Below are 24,896 nucleotides of genomic sequence, written 5' to 3'. Positions count from 1 at the left end.
AAGTGCTCGATCTGATGCGTTCATTCGAACAAAATGGCGAAGTTTACCAGAGTCCCCGAGGAGGAGAAAAATGAAAAAACAAGTTTTGTTGCCATTATTACTGATACTATCCCTGATTTCAGGATGTGGGACGATAAATTTAGCAAGTCCTGAGGAACTTTCTGAGCGCATCGGCGCCGCTTTGGATGCAGGTTGGGAACATACCTATCATGCAGAAAAGCTTACTTATGAGTTAAGTATTGAAAATTTAGAACTGATGATTCGAGGCAAAGAAGCAGAATTGGCCTTTCTAGAACAGGTCAATAGCAACTCAAAACACAAGGCGGCATTCATTGAAAACACGGAAAAAATGATTCAACTCGCCCAAGAAGCGATCGAAGCTCGCTATCTGGATATGCCCAGTTGGGTTGCCGCTCGGAATGGTCGTATCGCAGCCTTACTTGCCATCCATGAGGAAAGCCCGATCATCGTCAGTAGACGAGCAAAATTGCAAGAATTATTCAAAGAATATGAAGAGGATTTGGCACTAGTGACAGCTAGGGCAAACACTCCATTTGCCGATGAAGAAGCGTTCAATGAAGATACACGAGAAAAGCTTGGTTTGACGCCTGATACACTTGAACGTTTACACCAACAAAGCGACGACCAAGATATCGAGTGGCAGACCACTATTGATTTGGTGAACGGCGTGACCATGAATGTCTTTTCAACAAAACATGAGCCAGTGGAGATTCTCACATTTACGAATGCTGGCGAAAAATACCCTGCCGCAATCACTTTGTTTAATGGGCAAACGACGGAAATCGTTCCCGAGATAATGACTCCTTACGAAGCCGTTTCCGCTTATTTTTACGAAATTGCCGATGCAGTTTATGAAACGATTCCAGTCGGTTATCGATTTCTGGTTGAATCACTATGGCTTGAACTGGAAAACGACAATCGTTTTCAATTTAGAACCTACGTGTTTGATAACGAAGTGACCGAGGAAACGATTTTAGCAGGGTTTCATTTCGCCCCGACTGTAGCAGCACGCTATGAGCGCGAAAACAATGCGACAGAACGAGAACGTGAAGCCTTTTTCCTCGTTAGAGCGCAAGGAAATCGTCGCTTTTATTCAAAACAAGAGATGGCAGAACTGTTAGAAACAGAAGGTTTCACTGCGGAGGAAACACAATGGGCACTAGAGACCCTTGACGTAGATTGGTATCGCCATGCTTTAGGGCGCGCCAATCAATCCCGCCGGGTGTTAGGGATCCGTCAAAGAAATATGGCCGCTCATCTTGAAGGGAACGGCTTCTTACCTGATGAGATCGAATTTGCGATTGAAAACATGGAAAATTAGTATGTAGTGGACGAGACAGATCCCATTCCCCATTTTTTCTTAGCGTAAACAAAAAACCGACCAATCTTCCTGTTTAAGATTGGCCGGTTTCTTTATTTTTTGGTTTTGATTGGTACCATGGCTTTGCGCCGATGCTGTTTCATTATTGCTTGAAGACCATAGACACCAACTCCGATAATTCCTGCAAAAGCCGAAAAAGCAATAAAAATCACAGGAGACGCCCCACTTTCTATTAATTGTTTCCCTTGGACAAAGAAAAATAAGCCCATGCTGATCAATAATGCTAGAAATAGTGATTGTCCCGCCCCGTTTTTTTTCATGCTTGCTCTCCTTTTACTTGATTATAGGTTATTCTCTCATTTCATGAATGAAAAAACCTCCATCTTAAGGCTGATTCTTTCTTTCGATGATCAGATTGATCCCATTCGGATCAGTCAAATGCAAGCGGCTGTCTGTTTCTAACTCATAAGAAACGCCACTTGCCTTTAGATGACTTCGTAACGTAGAAAAAGCAAAAGCTGGCAAAACGATCGTAAAGTACGCTAAGCCTAGATCCTTTTCCTCCATAGCTGGAACATTTCTTCCCATCCAAATATTCGATCCGATATGGTGATGATACGAACCAGCAGCAAAAAACTTTGCTTGGCTACCAAAATCTGAAGTCAAACGCATGCCTAAAACTTCGGTGTAGAATTCTTCTGTTTTTGCCAGATCCGCCACTTTCAAATGGACATGCCCCACCGTGGTGCCAACTGGAAAAGTCGTTTGTGATCGGTCAGCGGCTCCCAGCACGCCTTGCGCGTCCATTTCGATAGTAACGCCCACGATCTCACCGTCTGCTCGAATATCCCATTCACTCTTCGGTTTGTCACGATACACTTCGATCCCGTTTCCTTCTGGATCGGTCAGGTATAACGCTTCACTATACCCATGATCGCTAGCACCATCCAGAGGGGCTTTGGCCTCCAAATAATGAATCAGCATATTTCCTAGGTCTTTACGGCTAGGCAAAAGAAACGCCGTATGGAAAAGGCCTGTTTTCCGTGTCAAAGGCAACGGATCACTTACCTTCTCTAGGACTAAAAGCTCTTGTGTCCCCACGCCCAATCGCGCGTGATCTACACTTTGCTCCAATAAAGTTAGGCCAATCACGTCCGAATAAAACCGGCTCATTTTTTCCATATTCGCTACTTTTAAAACGACTTTGCCAATTGCGGCTGTTGCATCGATTTGATAGGTTGATTGAATCATTGTCATCGCTATTTCCTCTTTTCTAAACAGTTAAGTTCACTTGTACCTTTAAGTATAACACTAACTTTTAGTAAGTAAATAAATCTGCTTGTTGAGGAAAGGATTCCTTGATCTCCCGTGACTCCTTGTAACAAAGCTTTTCCTCATCAGTCACAATCAAAGACAGCTCGCTCACTTTTGCAATGCTTCAATCAGTGAAATGGCCGGCTGCATCGCTTCTTCGGTCGTCCCTTCTAACACAACATAACAAAACGGCTTGTATTCAGCGGTGATGGCCAATAGTTGTTGATAATCAATCCTTCCTTCTCCCAATGGCACTACCTTGATTTTACCATCGATTACTTGATAGTCCTTCAAGTGCAAGCAAACGATGGCATCACCAAAGCGGGAAAAAGCTTCCCTTGTCAAAGCGACTTGCTCTTGATAGTTCTTCGCCGTAATCAGATTGGTTGGATCAAAGATGATCCCTAAATAGTCAGACGGTACTCGTTCCAGCAATTCTTCGATTCGATCGATCGATGATAGTGGATGATTCAAGCCCGCTTCAATCCCTAGCATCACTTGATGTCTCTTAGCCACTTGGACCAAACGCTTGATCACCTGAACCAAATCATCGAAAACGACGTCACTGAAATTTTCCTCGGTATACCCCATATTTGGCAAAACCGAACCAGTTTCACTTGCAACCATAGCTGCATCAAAGTATTTGGCATGTGCGAGAAAGGTCTCGAATCTGGATAAAATCGCTTCCCGTTTTTCCAGATCAGGATGGATCAGATTACTATAACAACTCAATAAAGCGACCTGAACATGAGATTGACCAAAAACACGTTTAAAAAAGCGGCCTAAACCAGGGCTTAATTGCTCTGGCTCTGCCCATTGCGGGAAGGATTTATTTAATGCAAATTGAATGTTATGAATGTTTTTGGCGGCAATTTTTTGCGCTAATTCTTCTGGGGACCCATAATTCTTTAAATCATGCCCCCGAACAGTTAGTTGAAACATAGCTTCTCCTTTCTTCATTGCTTTTGAAGCAAAAAGAAGACCAAGCAGCGAATCACTTCAACTGGTCTTGGTCTTCCAATCATTCAGCAGTAGCGGCTCCTCATTTCATCCATTCCTTCTCAACAGATGATCAGAACCTTTTGTGACCTTTATTGTTGTGAACGATAATCTTCCGTGAACTCATCAATGATTTGCTGTCCACCATTTCTTAAGAAGGTTTCGATCGCTGTATCAAACCCATCGATCTCGATTTCCCCAGTCATATATTGGTAGTAAGCGTCTGAGATTCCTTCAATCAAGCTTGACCATGAACGATCATAGGTTTCAGAGGTCAGCGATTGTGCAGGATTGATCACCGCAAACTCTTCATTTTCCCGAATCTTTTCATTGGCTAAGTTGACATATGGGTTGCTTGAAGGGAAAACTGTTACTAATTCTGATGGACGAGACGAAGAAAATGGTTGTACTTCTTGTTGCCACTTCGTATCATCTAAACGGACATAGACACCCTCATCATCAATTTCATAATGGACCCCTTCGATCCCTTGCGTCATCAAGGTAAACGGCTCTTCGTCCATCAAATCGTTGATAAATTTCAAAACAACACGTAAGTCTTCTTCGGTTTCAACATTGTTTTTCGGAATGGCTAACCAACCGCCCATTCCACCATTGGTATCAGAAAGGATACGACGTTCCACATTTTCATGGACGATATCATTGATCAAGACCCATTCCATATGCTCTTCATCAGTACCAGCTGCATCATCAATGTAGTTACGTACTTCTTGCAAACCACTCAATACAATCCCACCACGACCTTGAACGATATAGTTCTTCTGATCATTTTTCGCCATTACCGCAAAATCAGAATTCATCCAGCCGTTATCATAGATATTACGGAACCATTCCATTGCTTCTTTGTATTCTGGTTGCATAAAGGATGGCATCACTTCATCATCATCCGTGATCGTAAACCAATTGTCTGCACCAAAGTAACCTGAAAGTGAACGGAACCCAACATTAAAGGACTCATCACGTTCAACGAATCCGACCGTGTCATCTACCCCATTGCCATCTGGGTCTCCTTCTGTAAAGGCTTGTGCCACAGCTGATAATTCTTCTAAAGTCGATGGCACGTCCAACCCTAAATTGTCTAACCAATCTTTTCTTACGAGGACACCATAACGAGCGATCGGTTTTAGAAACGGTACACCATAGATATGACCATCGATACGAGAAGATTCTAAGCGATCCTCAGAAATTTCTGCCAGATTCGGAAACTCTTCTAAATAGGGTTCCACATCCCAGAACATTCCAGATGCTAGCGAACTACGGACGGTTGTGTTATTGATTTCTGTCAAACTTACGATATCTGCTAAAGAATTTGACGCTAATGCTGCATTCAAGCGTTCTGTTTTTGATGCGTCCGGCACCCATGTAAAGTGGATCTCGACCCCTGTATATTCTTCTAACTTTTGTGTTACATCCCCAGATGGAGGTGAAGCGGTATGCAGCATCGCCATCCAAGAAATACTTGTTTTTTCATCACTTTCTGGTCCATCAGATGAACCTCCGCCATCGCCGCAGCCTGCTAAAAACAGTCCTGCACATAATAATAAACTTGCTACTTTCAACTTTTTCATTCGTTACCCTTCTTTCTCTATTTTTAGGGAATCATCATCGAGCGGATCTTTCCCTTGATACTTAAAGTACGTAAAATCGGCATAGCTTCCAGCAAAGTGATCTAGATCATGGGCACTGATTCCAATGAAATTCCCTGTAAAACCACCAGACAAGAACTGGATGTTTTGCTTTTTAAAGGGATGCCACGTTTGTGATTGCCGATAGAACCATTCTGCTTCTAGATAAGAACCGACTACTTTCAATCCGATCGGCTCACTTGAAGCAACGAGTGGCAATTTATCTGGGAACAAGTGAAATTCTCCTTCACAACACCGAATCAGACGAAGGATCTTGCCGTCTTTTTCATCATAAGTCACATAGAAAAACAAATAGTTTTCTTCGTTTAAGAACAGCGACAATCCAGCCATCTGATTAAACGATTGGGGGTGGTATTCCATCACTGTTTCAGCTTCAAAACAAAAGTCTTGTTGACGAATCGCCAATAAGTGCTTATGAAAGTTCGATTGCATCGATTCTCCGCCGATCAATCGCAAATACCCTGGTCGCTTACTCAGATTGCACCACTCTTCATTGGGCAGCAATCGCCTACCGTTCCATTCTTTTTGCAATGATCCTTTAAAATCATCCATAAAAACAGCAGGTGATGCCCTTTGCTTCTGAGCGTCGCTAGCGAGTCTGATGGTTTGATCTGGGATCGTATCATCATTGCTAAGACGCAGCCATCCTTCGTGATCCCAATAGACGGTTTGGAGTGCCGTCTCTCGTCCAAGGATCGCTGCCTCTTCTACTGGCCGAGTCATCAAATAGCTCATGACCCATTCTCCTGATGGTGCAATCGTCAAACTGCCATGACCTGTACATTGAAAAGGGGAATCTTCGCGCTGATAGGCACGCATCATAGGAAAATGCGGATCTACTTCATAAGGCCCAGTGATGGTTTTACTACGACAAACCGTTACCGCATGACCTGCACCCGTTCCTCCTTCTGCCGTCAGTAAGTAATAACACTCACTGTGGTAATAAAGATGCGGTGCTTCAGTCTTCGCCAGCTGGGTTCCAGAAAAAATTGGCACTCTGTCACCGATCAATCGGCCTTGTACTTCAGAGTATTCTTGGAGCACGATCCCCACCGATTTATTTGGTGTATCCTTACGATAATCCCAAAGCGCATTCAATAACCAGATACGCCCCTCTTGATCATGAAACAAGGACGGATCAAAGCCACTACCATTTAAGTAAATGGGCTCACTCCATGGCCCATGAATCGTAGGAGCCGTGATGAGATAGTTTCGACAGTCTTTGAAGGGACGTGTCGTGTTGCGAACATTTGTATAAACACAATAGTATTGTCCGTTTGCGTAACTGATTTGCGGTGCCCAAATGCTGCAATTTGCTGTGTTACCTAATAAATCCACCTGATTGGTCAGAATATCTGTTTCATGGGACCAATTGACTAGATCTCGAGAACAGTAGACCCGAATTCCTGGCAACCACTCAAAGGAAGAAACCGCTAAATAATAAGTATCCTCGACTTTTAAAATACTCGGATCAGGATGAAACCCTCTTAAAATCGGATTATTGATCATTGCCTTCATGCAACCCCTCCTTGTTTGCTGACTGTGTCCGTTGTTTTTTTGTTGTGTCGGTCATCGCGATGGAGAAAACAAAAACCCGCCGCTAAAAAGAAACAAAAGGCAATCGGAAAAGCGATCATTTGACTACCAATCAATGTCACGACACCAGTCAAAAAATAAATAGCACAAGATTGCTTTCGATAATTACGATAGCGAACAAGCATCGTCGCCACTGAAACCAATATCAGGAGTGCCAACAGCGTGAAGCCAAACCAAGCACCGAGTGTTTGAAATTGCGCCAATGCTGCTTCTGCCGTCATTTGATTCAGTACAGTGGGAAACACACGTTGAAAGATCTCTTCGAACTGCTGGACAGTCATTTGATTGATCGCCAAGGAAAAGCCGCCCATCAACACCAGAGCGAGAACCATCCCGATCCAGCCAGACCATTTTGCCTTGCTCATTTTTCTATCACTCCTTCGAAAGTCACCCATTCAGGACGTTTGGGGCTTGTTTGGTAACAACACATTCGCTCCGTGAACGCGACCGTTTGGTGGCTTGCTGTTTTTCCCCAATCAGACCATCCGCAAGGGGCGAGCTGTTGATCAAAGCAGCAGGATAAAAAGGTGACTTTGGCGTCATTACGCCAAGGGCGGCCTAGATAATAGGCTTTGTCCCCTGTCACCCGACACCGATCGAAGGTTAACCCGCTTGCTTGTTTGCTAGTTGAGGCAGCAGTTACGTAGTTCGTTTGTGGTGTATTTTTACAATGCAGGCGACACTCTTCAAAGGTGACGGAACCACCGCCAAAAATAAAATCGACTGTTCCACTGATCCTGCAATGCAAAAACAAACTCTGTTGTTGGTCAAAGATTGTTTTTCGCCAAGGACTGATCATTGGTTCGCCTTCTTTGGTATATTTTGGCAATGGACCCAGACACAAGGTATCTTGAAAAGCATCGAGATGACAGCGTTCGAAGCGAATGTCATCCCCTTCGATATAGACGGCAACTGCTTGCCCGACTGCTTGCCCATACCCTGCGTCATTGATGATGGTCAGGTTTTTTACAAAGACTTCTCGGCTATTGATAAAGAGCGTCGCTGTTTGAAAGGTTCCTCTTTTTTGCCCATTTTCATCGGTTTGCTCGGCAGCCAAGTGGTAGCATAAGAACGTGTGGGGTTCCGCGATCAACGTAAGCTGGTTTTTATAGATTTTCACCTGTTCTTGATACACGCCAGAGGCGATCGTGATCTCACAAGGTGCGTTTAAGGCTTCAGCAGCCAACACGGCTGCTTGGATACTCATAAAATCACCCTTTTGCGGCTCTTTACTAACCTTTAGCTTGATAGGAGGTGTTGTTTTAGAAATTCGATCCACTGCGCTCTCATCTCCTTGGTTTCTTCATGACCACCTGGCAAGCAACACGCCTGCCAATGCTCCTTGTAGCCTATTGCTTCATAATGCTGCCCGACCTGCTGATCCAAACGAGCGACGCCGCTTGAGGGGCAGCCACGATCCTCTTTGCCAACCAAACTCAAACGCGGGCGTGGTGCGATCTGTTTTTGGATCGCCGCAGTCGTAAAGTCTTTCAACACATTAGGAACATAATAGTAAAACCCATGTTTGCTTAGCCGGTCCTCTTTGATCAATGCTTGATAGTCCACTTGTACTGCCATGTCCACCACCACTGATATCCGTTCATCTAGCGCTGCCAACCACCAGCTCATCAAGCCCCCCATAGAAAGTCCCAATGTGGCGATAGCGGAATGTTTCACTTCTTTACGGGAAGCAAGATAGGTTAAAAACTGTTGATTGTCATAGATTCGTTGTCCCCATAATGTTTTGCCTTGCAACAGAAACCGCTTGTAGCTATCATTCTCACCGTTTTTTCGTTCGCCAAAGCCCCACATGTCGATCACTCCAACGGCGACGCCCAGCTTCATAAATGCAGCGAATAGGCTTTCTTTTTGCATATACGGCGGACTTTGTCGCAGTTCTTCTTTCCCCATCGTGAAGTCGCCGCCATGAGAATGATTGAACAAAACGAGTGGAGCAAGTTGCTGAGAGCTGGGATAAGCAAAGTATGCAGGGACATCCTCTTCTTGATTTAATCGTAGAAGTAAATGTTCCAAGGTATAATTTTGCACCTGCTCTTTTGTTTGCTGAACCACTTGTGGTGCAACTTTCATATCAGGACCTAGCAGCTGAAGTAATTGAGGATTTCTCACAAAAAATCTCCTTGAAATGCCAGAGGCTGACGATTCTCAAATGACTGTGTGACGGTGATTTCCTGGCTATTCTCGATATGGAACGCTTCAGTTACGCCTTCCAAATTGATACGATCAAACTGAATATTCCGTCCACAGCCAATATAAAAACCTTGTTTTGTCATCTCTTCGATACCTGTCATCATCGCAGGCTTTCCTGGAATTGGGTGCTCAGCCATAGAGACGGCAATATCTTGGAAAGTGATATCTGAAATAAATTGTTCAGCCAAGCCATAAACAAACCCAGCGGCCGCATGGACATTCCGAGCCGAGATATTTGCAAAATGAATTCTCCGGAAATGAGGGGTTTCCTCGGTGATCGGGTACGGATTTTTATCCCAAACATACTTTTCTTTGCCTTTCGGTCCACAGAAATAGTAAAGATTTAAAGTGAATGGACAGATGACATTATCCATCACAATGTTATTCACTCGAATATCTTCGATCGTTCCGCCACGTCCACGACGTGATTTCAAACGAATCCCACGATCGGTATCTTGAAAAATACAATTACTAATAGTGACATTACGAATATCGCCGCTCATCTCACTCCCTAGAACGACGGCCCCATGCCCATGAAGCATATGGCAATTTACGATCGTGATATTCTCACAAGCGACCCGTTCTTTAGTGTCCTCCGTTCCTGATTTGATGGCGATGCAATCATCGCCAACATCGATATGACAGTTACTGATGCGGACATTTTTACAAGATTCAGGATCGATCCCATCCGTATTTGGCGAATCCGCTGGATTTTTGATGCGAAGATTATCGATCGTTAGATTTTGACAAAGAATCGGATTGACGGTCCAACTGGGTGAATCGACAAGACGGATATCTTTCAACGTAATTTGCTGGCAAGAGTCAAAACTGATTAATTTTGGTCGTGGATAAGCAAGCTGTTCACGATTTTCCCGAAAGGTCTTCCACCATCTTTGCCCTTGCCCATCAAGCATTCCTAGTCCTGTGACAGCGATATTTTCCGCATTCTCGGCATATAAACAAGAGGCATAAACTTCCCGTTTGACCCCTTCCCAGCGAGACAAAACGACGGGATAGTCTTTGGGATCATCAGAAAATACTAAGGTCGCCCCCAATAGTAGGTGCAGTTCAATGTTACTTTTTAAAAAGAGCGCACCCGTCGGATAGCGTCCTGCTGAAAAAGTGATTCTGCCTCCTCCTTGTTGATGCAATTCATCAATTTTTTCTTGAATCGCTTCTGTCAACAGACCTTCTTTTCCTTGTAAATCAGCTGTAGTCAATTGGATATTCATTTCTTGCTTCCTTCCTCCGTTAATGGTTGAAGCAGTAAACTCGCTTGTAAAAAGGCACCGTATCCTTTGAAATCATTCGTGATAACGGGTTCACTGATATAGTAAACATACGTACCATCCCGATTATCTGGTCCACCAAGACCAGCAACTTCACAGTTTCTGATCAGATTCAACCAGCCTTCTTTTGTTAAAAAGACAAACTCATCCAACAATCCTTGATAGGTCTCTTGGGCAAACACTTGCCATTTTTGATCGATGATCCCTGCTTTGACCGCTTTTGCTGTTGCGTAACAAATCATTGAAGAAGCGGATGCTTCTAAATAATTCCCACGCTCCCTGCCTTTATCTAAGACTTGATACCACACTTTTTTCTGGGGATCTCTTACTTTAGCAAGAGCTTCTAGACAGGAGACAAACATTTTTTCTAATGGATTCTTCTGCTCTGATTCCCCTAATAGCACCATCGTATCGGCGAGAGCCATCATGAACCATCCCATTGACCGTCCCCAGAAATTTTTTGAACAACCGGTCTTGGGATCTGCCCACGGCTGGACTTTTTGTTCATCCCACGCGTGATACAAAAGACCCGTTTTTGGATCTAGGGTATGCGTAAAGCATAAGGTGAATTGCTTGATTACATCTGCCAATGCTTCTTCTTTATCAAATGTCAGTGCGTATTCTGTCAAAAATGGGGCCCCCATATATAAGCCATCTAACCACATTTGATACGGATAGATTTTTTTATGCCAGAACCCGCCTTCGCTCGTTCTTGGCATCTGCTGTAATTGTTGATACAGCGTGTCCAAGGCGATCTTGTATTTTGACGCTCCTGTTTCTTTGTATAGCAAGAATAAACATTTGCCATTATTGATGTAATCGATATTCATCGCATCCATCTGATAGTTTTTGATACGACCGTCTTCGTCAATATAAACATCCATCGTGTTTTGGATATAGTCCAAATAGCGTTTGTCACCAGTCTGTTCATAGGCTTCTTTCACGCCTTGCAAAACGACCCCGATGTCATAGGACCATTTTCCGTGATAAATTTTTTCTTTGCATAAGTAGTCATAGCGCTCAAATAATGTGTTCAAAGCAATTTCCGAATAGTTCTTCATGTACGATACTTCCTTTTATTGTAGTCTCCTCAATTCATAGAGCTGTTTCAATGAATCCGTTTTACTGGCTGTATTTCATGAGGGTTCAGCTTGTTCTGCTATTTTTCAGGTGTTTTCTAGTGACCGTTTTGTTCACGGACCAGTAAAAGTCTTTGAGCCGTTTTCTTTAGATAATGACCTCATCTCCTTTACTGGCAACGGTTTGCTCCGTAGTCGATGCCGTTTTTGAAACCACCTTATCTGTTTCAATTGGGTGGATATCTTGAAGAATTTTTTTACCAGCAAGGGCAAAAACACCACCAACTAAGCTGCTCCCCATCAAAATGAGGCCGATCAAGAAATAGCTGCCAAGAACTAAATAGCCAACGATCAAAATCGACCAACTAATGATCGAATAATGCAGATAGCCTAAACCTAACAACGCACTCCCTCGCAGGATCTCAAACACGGTCACAAAGTTAGTGGCTGCCATGACGGTATACACGTGCATGAATAGAAAGAGAAACGCAATCAAAAAGAGGACATTCGCTACTTGGATAAACCATGGAAATGGCGCAAATATATTGGTGATCACGATTGCTGCGATGATGAGAAACAACCAACTGATCAGCACCGATTGTCGGAACCGTTCTTTACTATAGTAGAAAAAACTTTTGATCAAAGGCGGTCGTTCGTGAAGACGAAGCCAGCGATCATAATATTTCATCATGGCATACGAGGCTGGTCCGATTCCCAAAAAGATTCCCCCCAGAAGTGTCACACTTAGCCAAAGAAAATGAAGGGCGATCAGGGTCAAAAACGCGGTTAGCCCATCGTTGATTTTCGTGATTTTCTCAATCGTCATATGATCCCCTCTTTCTTAATAGATACCATCTTCCCCAATTTTTTTCGCCAAACGATTCGCAAAAACAACGAGGATCAAACCTACAAGACCTTTAAACAGCCCAACAGCTGTCGAGTAACTCAATTGACCATTTTGAATCCCGGCGGTATAGACAAAGGTATCAAAGATTTGGGCAACCTCACGGTTCATTGAGTTCATTAATAGGAACATATGCTCAAAGCCCATATCTAAGATCGAACCGATTTTTAAAATCATTAAGGTCACAATCGTCGGACGAATACACGGCAACGTGATGTGCCACATTTTACGTAGTTTGCCAGCCCCATCCATATCCGCAGCTTCATAAAGCTGTTCATCAACATTGGTAATAGCGGCTAGATAGACGATCGTCCCCCAACCGGCACCTTTCCAAAGATCTTGGAAAATGTACATTGGACGTAGCCAAGTACGGCTAGTTAAGAATGGGATACGTTCCCCACCAAGACTTTCGATCATGTTATTGATCACACCGCCTTCAGTCGTCAACAGGACGTAGAAGATTGAAACTACGATCACCCACGACATAAAATGAGGCAAATAAATAATCGTCTGGATACTTTTTTTCAAGCGACGGTTATTTACTTCATTTAACATAAGCGCCAATAAAATAGGAAAAGGGAAGGAAATCGTGATATTTAAGAAAAACATGATCAGCGTGTTGCGCATCAACATCACAAAAGTATCTTCAGTAAAGAGCCGAATAAAATGAGTAAACCCAACAAAGGGACTGCCTAAGATTCCTAAGAATGGCTGGTAGTCTTGAAAAGCGATGACTAAACCGCCCATTGGAATGTAACGAAAGATAATAAAATATAAAATACCTGGCAATACCATAATATAGAGCGCACGATTTTTTCTGATTTGCGCCCATTTTTTCTTTTTCAACCGCAGTCGCTGTTCTTCTTCAGTAAGTGGTGAGAAGTAATTATCAACTTTTGTTTCCATACTTGTTCCTCCGAGTTTTTTTGATTTGATAGTCCCATGGTAGCGTGTAAGAAAGATAACGTATATAATCATTTTCTCAGCATTGGAAAGGCATACATTTTTTAGGATTATTTCTCAGTCGAATTGGAAAACCATTGATTTATCAACGTTTATCATGATTGTGATTTTTTTAACATGTAAAAGTGATTATATACGTTGTCCCCGCCTCATGATACGTTGGAAATACCTATTTAAGTAAAAAAAGATGGAGGTTTTTCCTATGCAACAAACCCTAAAAAAAACGAACCGCCCGAAGAGTGAACGGGTTGTTCAAGGATTTATTATCGGTTTTCTACTACTCTTTACCTTAATGTGTCTCTTGCCTTTTCTGAACATTCTCGGAAGCTCCTTTGCTTCTTCTTCTGAGATTGCGACACGAACATTTATCATTATCCCACGTGAATTTAGCTTAAATGCTTACCGGTATATTCTCTCGACTCCCACGATTTTTACGAGTATTGGTGTTTCCCTTTTTGTGACCATCGTCGGAACGGTTCTTTCAATGATCTTGACCTCTTTTATGGCCTATGCTCTTTCAAGAAAATATTTGCATGGACGTGGCATCTTCAATTTTATTGTCGTATTTACGATGTTGTTTAGCGGAGGGATGATCCCAAGTTTTATTTTGGTACAAAGCCTCGGCTTGATCGATTCTCTCTGGGCACTGATCTTACCGAGCGCCATCAGTGCATATAATATGATCATTATGAGAAACTTTTTCCAAGGGATTCCTGATAGTTTAGAGGAATCAGCAAAAATGGATGGTTGCTCTGATTGGGGCGTCTTTTTCCGTATCATCTTACCTCTTTCCTTACCATCGATTGCGACGATCTCTTTGTTCTACGCTGTTAGTTATTGGAATACTTATCAATCAGCGATTTTGTACATCAATGATTCAGCGAAATGGCCGATCCAAGTGCTCCTTCGACAAATCGTGATTGTCTCCAGCGGGATGAACGCCGATGCCGCTAGTGTCGATGTTGTCCCCCCAGCACAATCCGTGAAAATGGCCGTGATCGTCGTTGCGACTTTGCCAATGTTGATCGCCTATCCATTTGTCCAGAAGTATTTCGTGAAAGGTGCCATGGTTGGTTCCGTCAAAGGGTAGCCAACAGGCAGCAAAGAAAAAAAGCGTTTTTTGATCGTTGATCAAAAAACGCTTTTTTTCTTTTAATCTTTGGATCGTTTGCGATACTCTCCGGGCGTCATCTGTTCTTTCTTTTTGAAAAAGCGGATGAAGTTTTGAGAGTTGGTATATTGTAGGTTGGCGGCGATTTCTTTGATGGTCAAATCGGTTTCTCTTAACCACTTTTTCGCGACTTGCAATCGATAGTTTTGTAAGTAATCGGCAAAATTGATGGATAATTCCTTTTTAAACACATTACTTAAGTAATTGGCATTATAATGCAACTGTTCAGCAATGCTATCTAAGGAGAGATCTTGGTCGTATTGTTGGTGTACGATCAAGACCATCTTTTCAGACAAGGAGCGAATTTCTCGATCTGTTTTGGCTTGTGTCGTTTCAACGATAGGTAAAACTAACTCTTGATAGATGATTTGCTCAACTTTGAACAAACTGGTTTGGTTGAGCACGGATTGATAGACTTTACGACTATTCTGCAAGCTAGTATGATCTGCTCCTAGGAGTTGCCCTAGCTGAACGATACTGTTGATCAACTTAAACAAGGCACTTTCAATCGTCAACGGATTTTTGTTTTCATGAATGATTTCGCGTACGACTTCTGTGTAACTCGTTTTGATGGTCGCTAGATCCCCACTACGCATTGCATCCAAAAAGGTGCTTTCTGCTTCTCTAGGGTACTGAACGATCGCGTTATTGTCTAATTGTGCCGCAATGTCGTCAAAAAAGATAATGACTTCTTCCCCTAAATTCATTCGATAGTGCAAGGCTTCTTTAGCGTTATCAACCGCTAATTTGGTTTCTACGAGGCGGTCGTAGGATTGTGAGACCCCACAACTTATTTTGATTTTCAAGTAATCTTTTGCCGCTTGATGGATCTTTTGACAATAGGTCAATACTTGTTTTTGGTCAACTGATTCAGGAAGCTTTAAAATTGTTCCTTGGGTTTCTTGACTGGAGATGATTGGCTGAAAACGCAAATTCGCCGGAATGATTTCAGAAACGAGATTCTCGATGGCAAGCAAGAATATATCAATAGTCGCTGTTTCTCGTCCACACAAATCATCGATTTGAATCAGTAATACGGCATAGTGTTCCGTTTCGGATACTTCATACCCAAATTGTGACAGTTTTAAGTGACTATCTGCTTCTGAGATACAGCCGCGAAACAAGTTTAATAAAAACAAGGATTCTAACTCGGGCTTTTGGTGTTCAACTTTGACGGCGAGATCGTGGTTTTGATGTAAGACCTGGTCGATATCGGAAATCAACTGATTGACTTCTAATTTCTGACCTTGTTTTTTGGGCTTTAAAAGCTCACCGATCCGATTGATGGGTGAGGTAGCCACGATCGCAATGCGATAGGATACTAATAAAAAGAGGATGATCAAAAGACTGCCAATCACGATCAAACCGTTTCTTAATTCACGGATTGCTTGCGAAACACTGGCAGGTGCCAGCCGGATCACATGATACCACTGATTGTAATCCGATTGTGTGACCACATACTTATTGTTTTCTTTGTCAGTGAAGATGCCATCGTCGTGGGCAGCTGCGATCATTGTTTCGTGTAAGTCAGAATCGATCACTTCACCATTATCGAAAAGTAGTTGTCCGTCCGCATGAAATATATTCAAAAAGGAATCGTCATGATCTGCCACCAACTGTGCAATGGTATGGTCTTGGATTTCAGCGATCCCCAAAGCAGTGGTTTCCTGTCGAAACACAGGCAGCGTCATCACCATTTTTAAATAGCCATCTTCTGGCAACCAATACAAGTAGCGTTGGTTGTCAATCAACGCTTGAAAAGCAGCGAATTCAGTATCATCGATCTGTTTTAAGGAGCCTTCTTCGATTTTCCAATGCTGATTCAAATTCACCAATTGGTAGCTGGCGTTTTCGATCCCCATCACACCAATGTAAGCCAGTTGCGAATTGATCTCGCGCACTTGTCGATAATTCGTCACGGAAAATGGCTGTTCCATCGTATCGGAAAAGCTTTGCGTGCTGCTATATGTAGAAAAGGCATACTCTACCATCTGAATTTTTTGATCCAGATTTTCTTTGACTTGGTTGACCAAATTATGTTGACTTTGCAAAAACGTTTCTTGAATGTTTTGATACGTTCGATGATAAATGACCCCACTAAACCCAAGGATTAAAGCGCTACCAATTAGAAAAATCAAAATAAATATTTTATAAAACAAGTTGGACGTTTGATGATAGCTTAAAAAGAATTTCATAGACTCCCTCCCATTACCTAACTATCTTCTTTTATACTAGCACATCCCAGAAAAAGTTCCTATGTTATTTTGAAAAATGTTTCACGTGTGCATCCTTGGTGTATTGACATTCTCGTGGGAACAAGCTATGCTTGAATCAAGCAAAAAGGAAGAAGGTTTTCTATGGTCACGATCAAAGATATCGCCAAAGTCGCTGGTGTTTCACATACAACTGTTTCTCGTGCGCTAAACGATAGCCCATTAATCAAGCCAGAAACAAAAAAGAAGATCGCAGCCATCGCTGAATCTTTACATTATGTGCCCAATGTCAATGCCAAAAGTCTGGTGAATCAAAAATCCTATATCATTGGTCTTTATTTTTCTCATCTATCCATTGGTACTTCCGATAGCTTTTTAGTCGAAGTGATCAAAGGAATCAGTGATACCCTACCATCCGAATATACTTTGGCGGTTCATGAATTATTGCAATCCGATACATTTGATGAAGAGCCGAATCGCCTAGATGGAGCGATCGTGATGAGTCAAAGTGATCGTGATGACGGCTTTATCGCTGCTCTTTCAAAGAAAAACATTCCCATCGTCGTTTTGAATCGTCAATTGCAGGATGCAACCTTGATGAATGTCACTAGTAATGATGCCCAAGGGGTCTATCAAATGATCATCTATGTGCTTGAACAAGGCTTTCGAAAGATCGCCATGATCGAAGGGATCGCTTCCTTTGGTTCCGCTAGAGAGCGTCGCAAAGGATTTATGAAAGCGATTCAAGAAAAGCAGCTTGTCTGCCCGAAAGAATACTTCGTTGCTGGCGACTTCTCTTTGGAAAGTGGTCAGCTGGGTGCCCAGCAACTACTCGCTTTACCTGAACCACCTGAAGTGATTTTTTGCGCCAATGATGATATGGCGATCGGTGCGATCAATGCCTGTCATCAAGCAGGACGAAAGATCCCAGAGGAGATCGGTATCATCGGTTTTGATGATAGTTCTTTTTCTCCCTATACGTATCCCCCATTAACAACGATCCGCAAACCAGTCTATGAAATGAGTCAATTGGCAGCAACTCTGCTGTTGCAAGCATTTGCCAATCAAGTAGTTGAGAAACAACATTTCTTTGATACCTCGTTAATCATTCGTCAATCGCTGTAAGCCTCTTGTTTTCAAGAGCGCTTACGCAAAAATGTTAACGTGTGCATAACTATTTTTTAAGGAGGATTCTATGAAAAAAATTACCGAACAACCCCATCAAACCTATCCAGCCCGAGTGATTCAATTCGGGGAAGGCAATTTTATGCGGGGCTTTTTTAACTGGCAGCTGCAGCAAATGAACAAACAAGGGCTTTTTAGTGGCAGTGCCGTTGTGGTACAGCCGATTGATCACGGCTTGAAAGAGCTGTTGGCACAACAAGAAAATCTCTACACCGTTATCTTAGAAGGACTTGTCGATGGCGCTTTATCTCAAACATTTGAAGTCGTCTCCACCATTGATCAAGTGCTGAATCCTTATCAGCAATGGGAAGACTATCTTGCTTTAGCCGAAGATGAGCAACTCGAGATCATCGTTTCTAATACGACGGAAGCAGGTATTGCGTTTCACCCAGAGGATACCTTACACGATACCCCTCCCCACAGTTTCCCTGCAAAACTGACCGCTCTTTTGTATCGTCGTTTTCAACGACAAAAACCGGGATTTTTGATCATTCCTTGTGAATTAATCGATCGGAATGGGGAAAAACTAAAAGAGATCGTCTTACAATATGCCGCATTATGGTCTTTGGAGTCAGACTTCGTCAACTGGTTAGAAAAAGAAAACACCTTCTGCTGCAGCTTAGTCGATCGGATCGTTCCAGGATATCCTCGCGATAAAGTGGCACAATACCAAGAGATTCTTGGCTATGAGGATGCCGTAATGGTCACTGCGGAACCCTTTATGCTCTGGGTGATCGAAGGAAGCGGCGTAGCCGAAAAGCTTCCCTTGCAAGAAGCTGGGTTGAATGTGATCGTGACAGAAGATATGACCCCCTATCGTGAACAAAAAGTACATTTATTAAATGGTCCTCATACGGCGATGGTTCCACTCGGTCTTTTAGCTGGTTTAGAAACCGTTGAAGAAGTAATGAACGACCGTGATTTTGCAGCCTTTTTGGATGGTCTTTTTCAGGAAGAGTTGATTCCAATGCTTGATTTGCCTAAAGCGCAGCTTGCAGCTTATGCGGACCAAATCAAAGAGCGCTTCAGAAATCCTTATGTGAAGCATCAGCTGCAATCGATCGCTTTAAACAGCGTCTCAAAATTCCGTGCGCGTCTTCAACCAGTCTTAACTCGTTATGTCCAACAAAACCAGCAGGTACCAAAACGAATCACTGCCGCACTGGCAGGATTGCTGACTTTCTATCTCACACGACCCTTTCAAGATGATGAGCTAGTGACAACCATATTTCAGCAAGTGAAACAATTACCAGCAGAAGAACAGATCGCCACTCTATTAAAAAATGAGCAACTTTGGCATGCAGACCTGAGCTTTATGACAGAGACAATCAATGAAATGTGCACATGCCTTAAACAAGACGGACCCCGCCAGTTACTTGCGTCGATTGACACCCCTGAGCCAAGTTTGAAATAAAGGAGAATCTTTATGTCCAGCACATTAACAGAAACACCCGCGCAACTATTGAAATTGCACCCTAAAGACAATGTCGCAGTCGCATTAAAACCACTAGCTGCTAAAACGACCCTTGCATTTGAAGGCCAAACGATCACCCTTTTTGAGGATATTCCACAAGGACACAAAATCGCCCTCAAAGATCTAGCACAATCACAAGACGTGATCAAATATGGCTACCCCATTGGACATCTCTTAACTGATGTTAAAACTGGCCAATGGTTGCATACCCACAATGTCAAAACCAACCTTTCTGGTACCTTAGCATACACCTATGCCCCTGATTTGCATCCCGTCCGTTATCCAAAAAGGGCTGCGACGTTCCAAGGGTACCGGCGGGCAAATGGCAAAGTTGGGATTCGTAATGATTTACTGATCGTGCCAACAGTTGGTTGTATCAATGGTATCGCTGAGATCATTGTTGAAAATTTCAAGAAGAATCATCCAGATCTTGGCACTTTTGATCATATTACGATCCTTAAACATCCCTACGGCTGCTCCCAGTTAGGCCAAGATCATCAAAACACCCGTCAAATTTTAATTGATGCGGTGCATCATCCAAATGCCGGTGGCGTCTTGGTCTTTGGCTTAGGTTGTGAGAACAACACCGTTCCCGAGTTTAAGAAAAACATGGGTGACTACGATCCAAAGCGCGTCAAATTTATGGTGGCACAGGAAAGCGACGATGAAATTGCGGTCGGCGAAAGCTTATTAGAAGAATTACTGGAAGCAGCAAAAGAGGATCAACGAGAAGCCGTTCCCTTGAGTGAGCTAAAGATCGGGTTAAAATGTGGGGGTTCTGACGGGTTTTCTGGGATCACCGCCAACCCTTTGTTAGGGGCATTTTCTGACTTTTTAGTTTCTCAAGGTGGCAGCACGGTCTTGACGGAAGTACCCGAAATGTTTGGCGCTGAACAAGTCTTGATGGCGCGTGCACAAGATGAAGCAACCTTTGAAAAAATCCTCCATCTAATCAACGACTTTAAAGATTATTTTCTTGCTTACGGTGAACCAGTCTATGAAAATCCTTCTCCTGGCAATAAGGCAGGCGGCATCACTACGCTAGAAGATAAGTCATTAGGCTGTACCCAAAAATCTGGGACTTCCGCTGTCGTCGATGTCTTAAAATATGGGGAAAAACTCCGTAAGCCAGGCTTAAGCCTGCTGGAAGGTCCAGGAAACGACCTTGTTGCCGCTTCTGCACTGGCTTCTGCCGATTGCCAACTCGTCTTATTTACTACTGGTCGCGGCACGCCATTTGGTGCCTATGTGCCGACCATGAAAGTTGCCACGAATCAAGAGATTTATCATAAGAAACCCCACTGGATGGATTTCAACGCCGGTCGCTTGTTGGAAGAGCCGATGGAGGTCGTGCTGGAAGACTTTATTCAAGCGATCATCGATACTGCCAGTGGAAAACCGACGCGTAATGAAGCCAACAACGTTCGTGAGATCGCCATCTTTAAAAATGGTGTGACACTATAACCAAAGAAAAGAGGTTCGACATGTTTTTAAATGAAAACTATTTACTGCCAAATGAAATTGCTCAAACCCTTTACCATGAATATGCCAAAGAACTGCCGATCATTGATTACCACTGCCACTTAGACCCAAAAGAAATCTATGAGGATCGTCCCTTTAAAACTATCACCGAGGCTTGGCTAAGTGGTGATCATTACAAATGGCGATTGATGCGCGCTTGTGGCGTACCCGAAGAAGCGATTACAGGCAATGCCAGTGATTATGAAAAATTTTTGGCATGGTGTCAAACAGTGCCAAAATTGGTGGGAAATCCCCTTTACAGTTGGACCCATTTAGAGTTAAAGCGATTTTTTGCGATCGATCTTCCCGTTACTGAAGAAAATGCCGAAACTTTGTGGAGGCTATGCAACGAAAAATTGCAGCAAAAAGACTTTACCCGAAGAGCTTTGATTGCTCGCAGTAACGTCGAGATCGTTTGCACCACAGATGATCCAGTCGATGATCTTCACTATCATCACCAATTAAGCCAAACAGAACAACGTTTTCGTGTCTTGCCGACCTTTCGACCTGACAAAGCGTTACAAATCGACCATCCGAATTTTCTTACCTATGTTACCAAACTCGAAAAGAGTGTCGAGAACGCGATCACTACCTACGATGCTTTCTTGAGAGCCTTGCGGGACCGTGTAACCTACTTTCACCAGCTTCACTGCCGCTTGTCTGACCATGCGCTGGATACTTTAGTGTATGCTGCGGACGAACAGTTATCCCTTGAAGCAACTTTTGCCAAAGCATTAGCTGGAGAATCTTTGGAGGAAAAAGAAGTCTCGTTCTTCAAAACCAATGTTCTAGTTGAACTGATGAAGCTGTATCACGAACATGGTTGGACAATGCAACTGCATGTCCATGCGTACCGTAACTGCAATCAACGAATGTTTGAGCGCTTGGGACCAGATACGGGCTACGATGGCATCAATGATCAACCACTGACTCAAAACTTGCAGAAATTATTGAACGCTGCTGATGCGCAAGACCATTTGCCTCAAACGATTCTCTACTCCTTAAATCCCAATGACTATGATGCACTCGTCGCTTTGATGGGGTGCTTCCAGCAAGAAGGCAATAATAAATTGCAGTTAGGATCTGGCTGGTGGTATAACGACACCCGCGCAGGCATGCGTCACCAATTGACGAAATTCGCAGACGGCAGTGTGATCTTTAACTTTGTCGGCATGCTGACGGATTCAAGAAGCTTTCTGTCTTACACCCGTCATGAATATTTCCGACGCGTCTTTTGTGAATGGCTTGCTGAGATCGTTGTACGTGGTGAAGCACCTGCTGATCTTCGTCAGCTAAAACCATTAGTAGAAAATGTCTGTTATCAAAACGCCAACAACTACTTCAAATTTTAGGAGAAAGCAAATGGTAAAAATCGTCATCGTCGGTGATTCCACCGCATCGATCAAAGAGCCTAGCGCTCGTCCAGAAACGGGCTGGGGAGAAAAAATCTCACGGTATCTACCCCAGCATCAAATCGTCAACTTGGCAAAAAATGGGCGTTCCTCCAAGAGCTTCATTGAAGAAGGACACTTGTTGCAGGCAGAAAAAGAACTACATGCTGGTGATTATCTCTTGATTCAATTTGGACACAATGATCAAAAAACAGATGGTCGCGGCACGACACCTGTTGAATATCAGCATAATTTAGCAACCTACGTGCAAACGGCACGCCAGCAGCAAGCGACACCGATCCTATTGACCTCGATCACTCGTTTGCATTACGTGGACCAACAACAACTTGATCCTTTGGCAGTCGGTCCTTACCCAGAAGCAATGCGTGCTTTGGCTACCTCCTTGGATGTGGTCTGTCTGGATCTTTTTGCCGCAACACAACGGTTCTTTTCAGCGCTGGAACCACAACAGGCGAAAACCTATTTTCTTCATTTAGAAAAAAATCAGCACCCCAAATATCCAGCCGGCATTACGGATAACACGCATTTGAATGACCTGGGTGCTACAGCCGTTGCCAAATTAGTTGCAGAATGTTTGAAAAATTCTCCATTACCGCTTGCACAACAAGTTCTTTTAGATTGAAACTCATTGTTCGTGTTGAATCTTCCCCTAACATAAATACGCTACCTGATTTTAAAAAGAGCAACTCAAGCAAAACGCTGCGAAGAACATTTTCCTTCACAGCGTTTTGCTTTTCCTTCTTTTTAAAAGATTTGTTTGCAATTGCTTTGCTTCAACCCATTTATCGCCAAGCTACCTTTTAAAGCCCTGCATTTCTTAGGTGTTGCACCATAAAAATGGGAACGATTGCAATCGTCCCCATCCTTACTACTGATTGTTTTATTCAGGTTGTTTCCCGATATACGCCAAGATACCGCCATCTACATATAAGACATGGCCATTGACAAAGTTTGATGCCTCAGAAGCTAAGAAAACAGTTGGTCCTGCTAAATCTTCTGGCTCACCCCAACGGGCAGCAGGTGTTTTCGCTACGATAAATTGATCAAAGGGGTGACGAGAACCGTCTGGTTGGATCTCTCGTAATGGTGCGGTTTGCGGTGTTGCAATATAACCAGGCCCGATCCCATTACATTGGATGTTAGCTGAACCAAATTCAGCACAAATGTTTTTCGTCAACATTTTCAAGCCGCCTTTAGCCGCTGCGTAACCAGCCACCGTTTCTCTTCCCAATTCACTCATCATTGAGCAAATGTTAATGATTTTTCCATGTCCTTTTTTGATCATTGACGGTAAGACTGCTTTTGAAACGATAAATGGAGCGTTCAAGTCCACGTCAACGACTTGGCGGAAGTCTTCAGCAGACATCTCCAACATCGGGATTCGTTTGATGATCCCAGCATTATTGACTAAGATATCGATCACGCCAACTTCTTCTTCGATCTGCTTGACCATTTCGTTGACTGCTTTTTCATCCGTTACATCACAGACATAACCGTGGGCTTCGATCCCTGCTTCACGATAGTTTGCTAATCCTTTATCCACTGATTCTTGATCCAAGTTGTTAAAAACGATCGTTGCTCCTGCTGCTGCTAGTGAACGAGCGATCGTAAAACCGATCCCATAGACAGCTCCTGTCACTAAGGCGATCTTACCATCTAAACGAAATTGATCCATTGAAAAATCCATAATTGATAAACCCTCTTTCTTTTTATTTTAAGTCGTCCATTGCCACCATATCCATGTCGGTATAGGTGATATTTTCGCCACACATTGCCCAGATAAAAGAGTAGTTACTGGTTCCAACACCCGAATGGATAGACCAGCTTGGAGAAATAACGGCTTGTTCTTCACTAACGACTAAATGCTTCGTTTCATCTGGTTTGCCCATCATATGGAACACTTTTGTGTCTTCGTTGGCAAAATCAAAATACACATATGCTTCCATCCGACGTTCATGGGTATGACTTGGCATCGTATTCCAAGCACTGCCTGGTTCTAAGATCGTATACCCCATTTGTAATTGACAGCTTTCACAAATATTTGGGTGAATGTATTGATAAATTTTCCGTTCATTTAATGTCAAGCCTTCGCCAGTCTCCATTGGTGTGACTTGATCGATACTGATTTTTACATTTGGGTATTTCTTATGTGCTGGCACGCAAGATAGATAGAATTTCGCTGGATTTGCTGGATCATCTGAGTGGAACAAAACTTGTTTGGTTTCCTTGCCGATATAGTAACCGTCTTGTTTTTTCATTGGTTCTTTTTGGCCATCGATCGTGATCGCACCAGGTCCTCCAATATTGATGACGCCTAATTCGCGACGTTCTAAGAAGTATTCCACCCCTAATTCGCTGCTTAATTGCACTTCTAACGCTTCTTCTGTCGGTGTCACTCCGCCAAAGATCATCCGATCATTGTGGGTATAGGTCAGCATGATTTGTCCTGGTGTGAAAATTTTCTCTACCAAAAATTCTCTGCGTAATTCCTCGGTACTATAGTGACGAATATCAAGTGGACTATGGGTATAGCGTGTTTCCATGTGTTGCATGTTTTAT

Annotated in this window: 22 protein-coding genes; 7 read left to right on the top strand and 15 right to left on the bottom strand. The window is 43.1% G+C overall.

All coding sequences use genetic code 11. The features are described from left to right. The first annotated feature begins 70 nt into the window (after positions 1 to 70). Positions 71 to 1,342, top strand: coding sequence for a hypothetical protein (locus IGI92_RS06900; protein WP_086338128.1), 1,272 nt, complete (start codon positions 71 to 73; stop codon positions 1,340 to 1,342). A gap of 92 nt (positions 1,343 to 1,434) precedes the next feature. On the opposite strand, the gene IGI92_RS06895 is transcribed toward IGI92_RS06900, so the two are convergent. The 12 genes from IGI92_RS06895 to IGI92_RS06840 form a co-directional block, all read right to left on the bottom strand. Continuing rightward, a complete protein-coding gene (locus IGI92_RS06895; protein ID WP_005229963.1) occupies positions 1,435 to 1,662 on the bottom strand; it encodes a hypothetical protein in 228 nt (75 codons plus the stop codon). 64 nt (positions 1,663 to 1,726) lie between these two features. Then, complete coding sequence (locus tag IGI92_RS06890; RefSeq protein WP_086317257.1) at positions 1,727 to 2,599, bottom strand: VOC family protein; 873 nt, start codon at positions 2,597 to 2,599, stop codon at positions 1,727 to 1,729. 165 nt (positions 2,600 to 2,764) lie between these two features. Next, complete coding sequence (locus IGI92_RS06885) at positions 2,765 to 3,598, bottom strand: sugar phosphate isomerase/epimerase family protein (RefSeq protein WP_315038001.1); 834 nt, start codon at positions 3,596 to 3,598, stop codon at positions 2,765 to 2,767. A gap of 149 nt (positions 3,599 to 3,747) precedes the next feature. Beyond that, a complete protein-coding gene (locus IGI92_RS06880; RefSeq protein ID WP_430608356.1) occupies positions 3,748 to 5,241 on the bottom strand; it encodes an extracellular solute-binding protein in 1,494 nt (497 codons plus the stop codon). A 3-nt stretch (positions 5,242 to 5,244) separates the two neighbouring features. Continuing rightward, entirely contained in the window at positions 5,245 to 6,837 is a 1,593-nt protein-coding gene (locus IGI92_RS06875) for a glycoside hydrolase family 43 protein (protein ID WP_430608355.1), read from the bottom strand. Further along, positions 6,834 to 7,280 (bottom strand): DUF4064 domain-containing protein, encoded by a 447-nt coding sequence (locus IGI92_RS06870; protein ID WP_429961834.1) that lies wholly within the window; start codon positions 7,278 to 7,280, stop codon positions 6,834 to 6,836. The genes IGI92_RS06875 and IGI92_RS06870 overlap by 4 nt, the downstream gene beginning before the upstream one ends. Next, complete coding sequence (locus tag IGI92_RS06865; protein ID WP_301388345.1) at positions 7,277 to 8,194, bottom strand: pectinesterase family protein; 918 nt, start codon at positions 8,192 to 8,194, stop codon at positions 7,277 to 7,279. The genes IGI92_RS06870 and IGI92_RS06865 overlap by 4 nt, the downstream gene beginning before the upstream one ends. Further along, positions 8,155 to 9,045, bottom strand: a complete 891-nt coding sequence (locus IGI92_RS06860) for a dienelactone hydrolase family protein (protein WP_430608353.1) — start codon at positions 9,043 to 9,045, stop codon at positions 8,155 to 8,157. Before IGI92_RS06860 ends, IGI92_RS06865 begins: the two co-directional genes overlap by 40 nt. After that, complete coding sequence (locus tag IGI92_RS06855; protein WP_301388342.1) at positions 9,042 to 10,358, bottom strand: glycoside hydrolase family 28 protein; 1,317 nt, start codon at positions 10,356 to 10,358, stop codon at positions 9,042 to 9,044. The genes IGI92_RS06860 and IGI92_RS06855 overlap by 4 nt, the downstream gene beginning before the upstream one ends. After that, entirely contained in the window at positions 10,355 to 11,476 is a 1,122-nt protein-coding gene (locus IGI92_RS06850; RefSeq protein WP_301388340.1) for a glycoside hydrolase family 88/105 protein, read from the bottom strand. Before IGI92_RS06850 ends, IGI92_RS06855 begins: the two co-directional genes overlap by 4 nt. A gap of 166 nt (positions 11,477 to 11,642) precedes the next feature. Then, entirely contained in the window at positions 11,643 to 12,320 is a 678-nt protein-coding gene (locus IGI92_RS06845) for a YesL family protein (RefSeq protein WP_301388339.1), read from the bottom strand. A gap of 15 nt (positions 12,321 to 12,335) precedes the next feature. Further along, positions 12,336 to 13,304: an ABC transporter permease gene (locus IGI92_RS06840; RefSeq protein ID WP_008381525.1), complete on the bottom strand. Its 969-nt coding sequence runs from the start codon at positions 13,302 to 13,304 to the stop codon at positions 12,336 to 12,338. Positions 13,305 to 13,563: 259 nt separating this feature from the next. Here IGI92_RS06840 and IGI92_RS06835 point away from each other — a divergent pair, with 259 nt between their 5' ends. Beyond that, positions 13,564 to 14,451: a carbohydrate ABC transporter permease gene (locus IGI92_RS06835; protein ID WP_008381527.1), complete on the top strand. Its 888-nt coding sequence runs from the start codon at positions 13,564 to 13,566 to the stop codon at positions 14,449 to 14,451. Between the two features lie 62 nt (positions 14,452 to 14,513). Here the strand turns inward: IGI92_RS06835 and IGI92_RS06830 are convergent, their stop codons facing one another. Further along, positions 14,514 to 16,727 (bottom strand): AraC family transcriptional regulator, encoded by a 2,214-nt coding sequence (locus tag IGI92_RS06830; protein ID WP_430608352.1) that lies wholly within the window; start codon positions 16,725 to 16,727, stop codon positions 14,514 to 14,516. 162 nt (positions 16,728 to 16,889) lie between these two features. Here IGI92_RS06830 and IGI92_RS06825 point away from each other — a divergent pair, with 162 nt between their 5' ends. The 5 genes from IGI92_RS06825 (at position 16,890) to IGI92_RS06805 (ending at position 22,959) form a co-directional block, all read left to right on the top strand. Continuing rightward, positions 16,890 to 17,870, top strand: a complete 981-nt coding sequence (locus IGI92_RS06825; protein ID WP_061053994.1) for a LacI family DNA-binding transcriptional regulator — start codon at positions 16,890 to 16,892, stop codon at positions 17,868 to 17,870. Between the two features lie 70 nt (positions 17,871 to 17,940). Beyond that, positions 17,941 to 19,344, top strand: a complete 1,404-nt coding sequence (locus IGI92_RS06820; protein WP_430608351.1) for a tagaturonate reductase — start codon at positions 17,941 to 17,943, stop codon at positions 19,342 to 19,344. 12 nt (positions 19,345 to 19,356) lie between these two features. Continuing rightward, positions 19,357 to 20,868, top strand: coding sequence for a UxaA family hydrolase (locus IGI92_RS06815; protein WP_430608350.1), 1,512 nt, complete (start codon positions 19,357 to 19,359; stop codon positions 20,866 to 20,868). 20 nt (positions 20,869 to 20,888) lie between these two features. Next, positions 20,889 to 22,277, top strand: a complete 1,389-nt coding sequence (uxaC, locus tag IGI92_RS06810) for a glucuronate isomerase (protein ID WP_430608349.1) — start codon at positions 20,889 to 20,891, stop codon at positions 22,275 to 22,277. Between the two features lie 10 nt (positions 22,278 to 22,287). Next, entirely contained in the window at positions 22,288 to 22,959 is a 672-nt protein-coding gene (locus IGI92_RS06805; protein ID WP_430608348.1) for a rhamnogalacturonan acetylesterase, read from the top strand. A gap of 258 nt (positions 22,960 to 23,217) precedes the next feature. Here the strand turns inward: IGI92_RS06805 and IGI92_RS06800 are convergent, their stop codons facing one another. Both IGI92_RS06800 and kduI read right to left on the bottom strand, forming a co-directional pair. Continuing rightward, positions 23,218 to 24,024, bottom strand: coding sequence for a gluconate 5-dehydrogenase (locus tag IGI92_RS06800; RefSeq protein ID WP_005229917.1), 807 nt, complete (start codon positions 24,022 to 24,024; stop codon positions 23,218 to 23,220). 22 nt (positions 24,025 to 24,046) lie between these two features. Beyond that, positions 24,047 to 24,889 carry a 5-dehydro-4-deoxy-D-glucuronate isomerase gene (kduI, locus tag IGI92_RS06795; RefSeq protein WP_430608347.1) on the bottom strand — a complete coding sequence of 281 codons (843 nt, stop codon included), beginning with the start codon at positions 24,887 to 24,889 and terminating at the stop codon, positions 24,047 to 24,049. Positions 24,890 to 24,896 lie beyond the last annotated feature (7 nt).

It is taken from the genome of Enterococcus sp. DIV2379 (assembly GCF_050542965.1).
In the GTDB taxonomy this organism is placed as follows: domain Bacteria; phylum Bacillota; class Bacilli; order Lactobacillales; family Enterococcaceae; genus Enterococcus_D; species Enterococcus_D entomosocium.
This window is presented reverse-complemented; position numbering and strand designations above follow the sequence as displayed.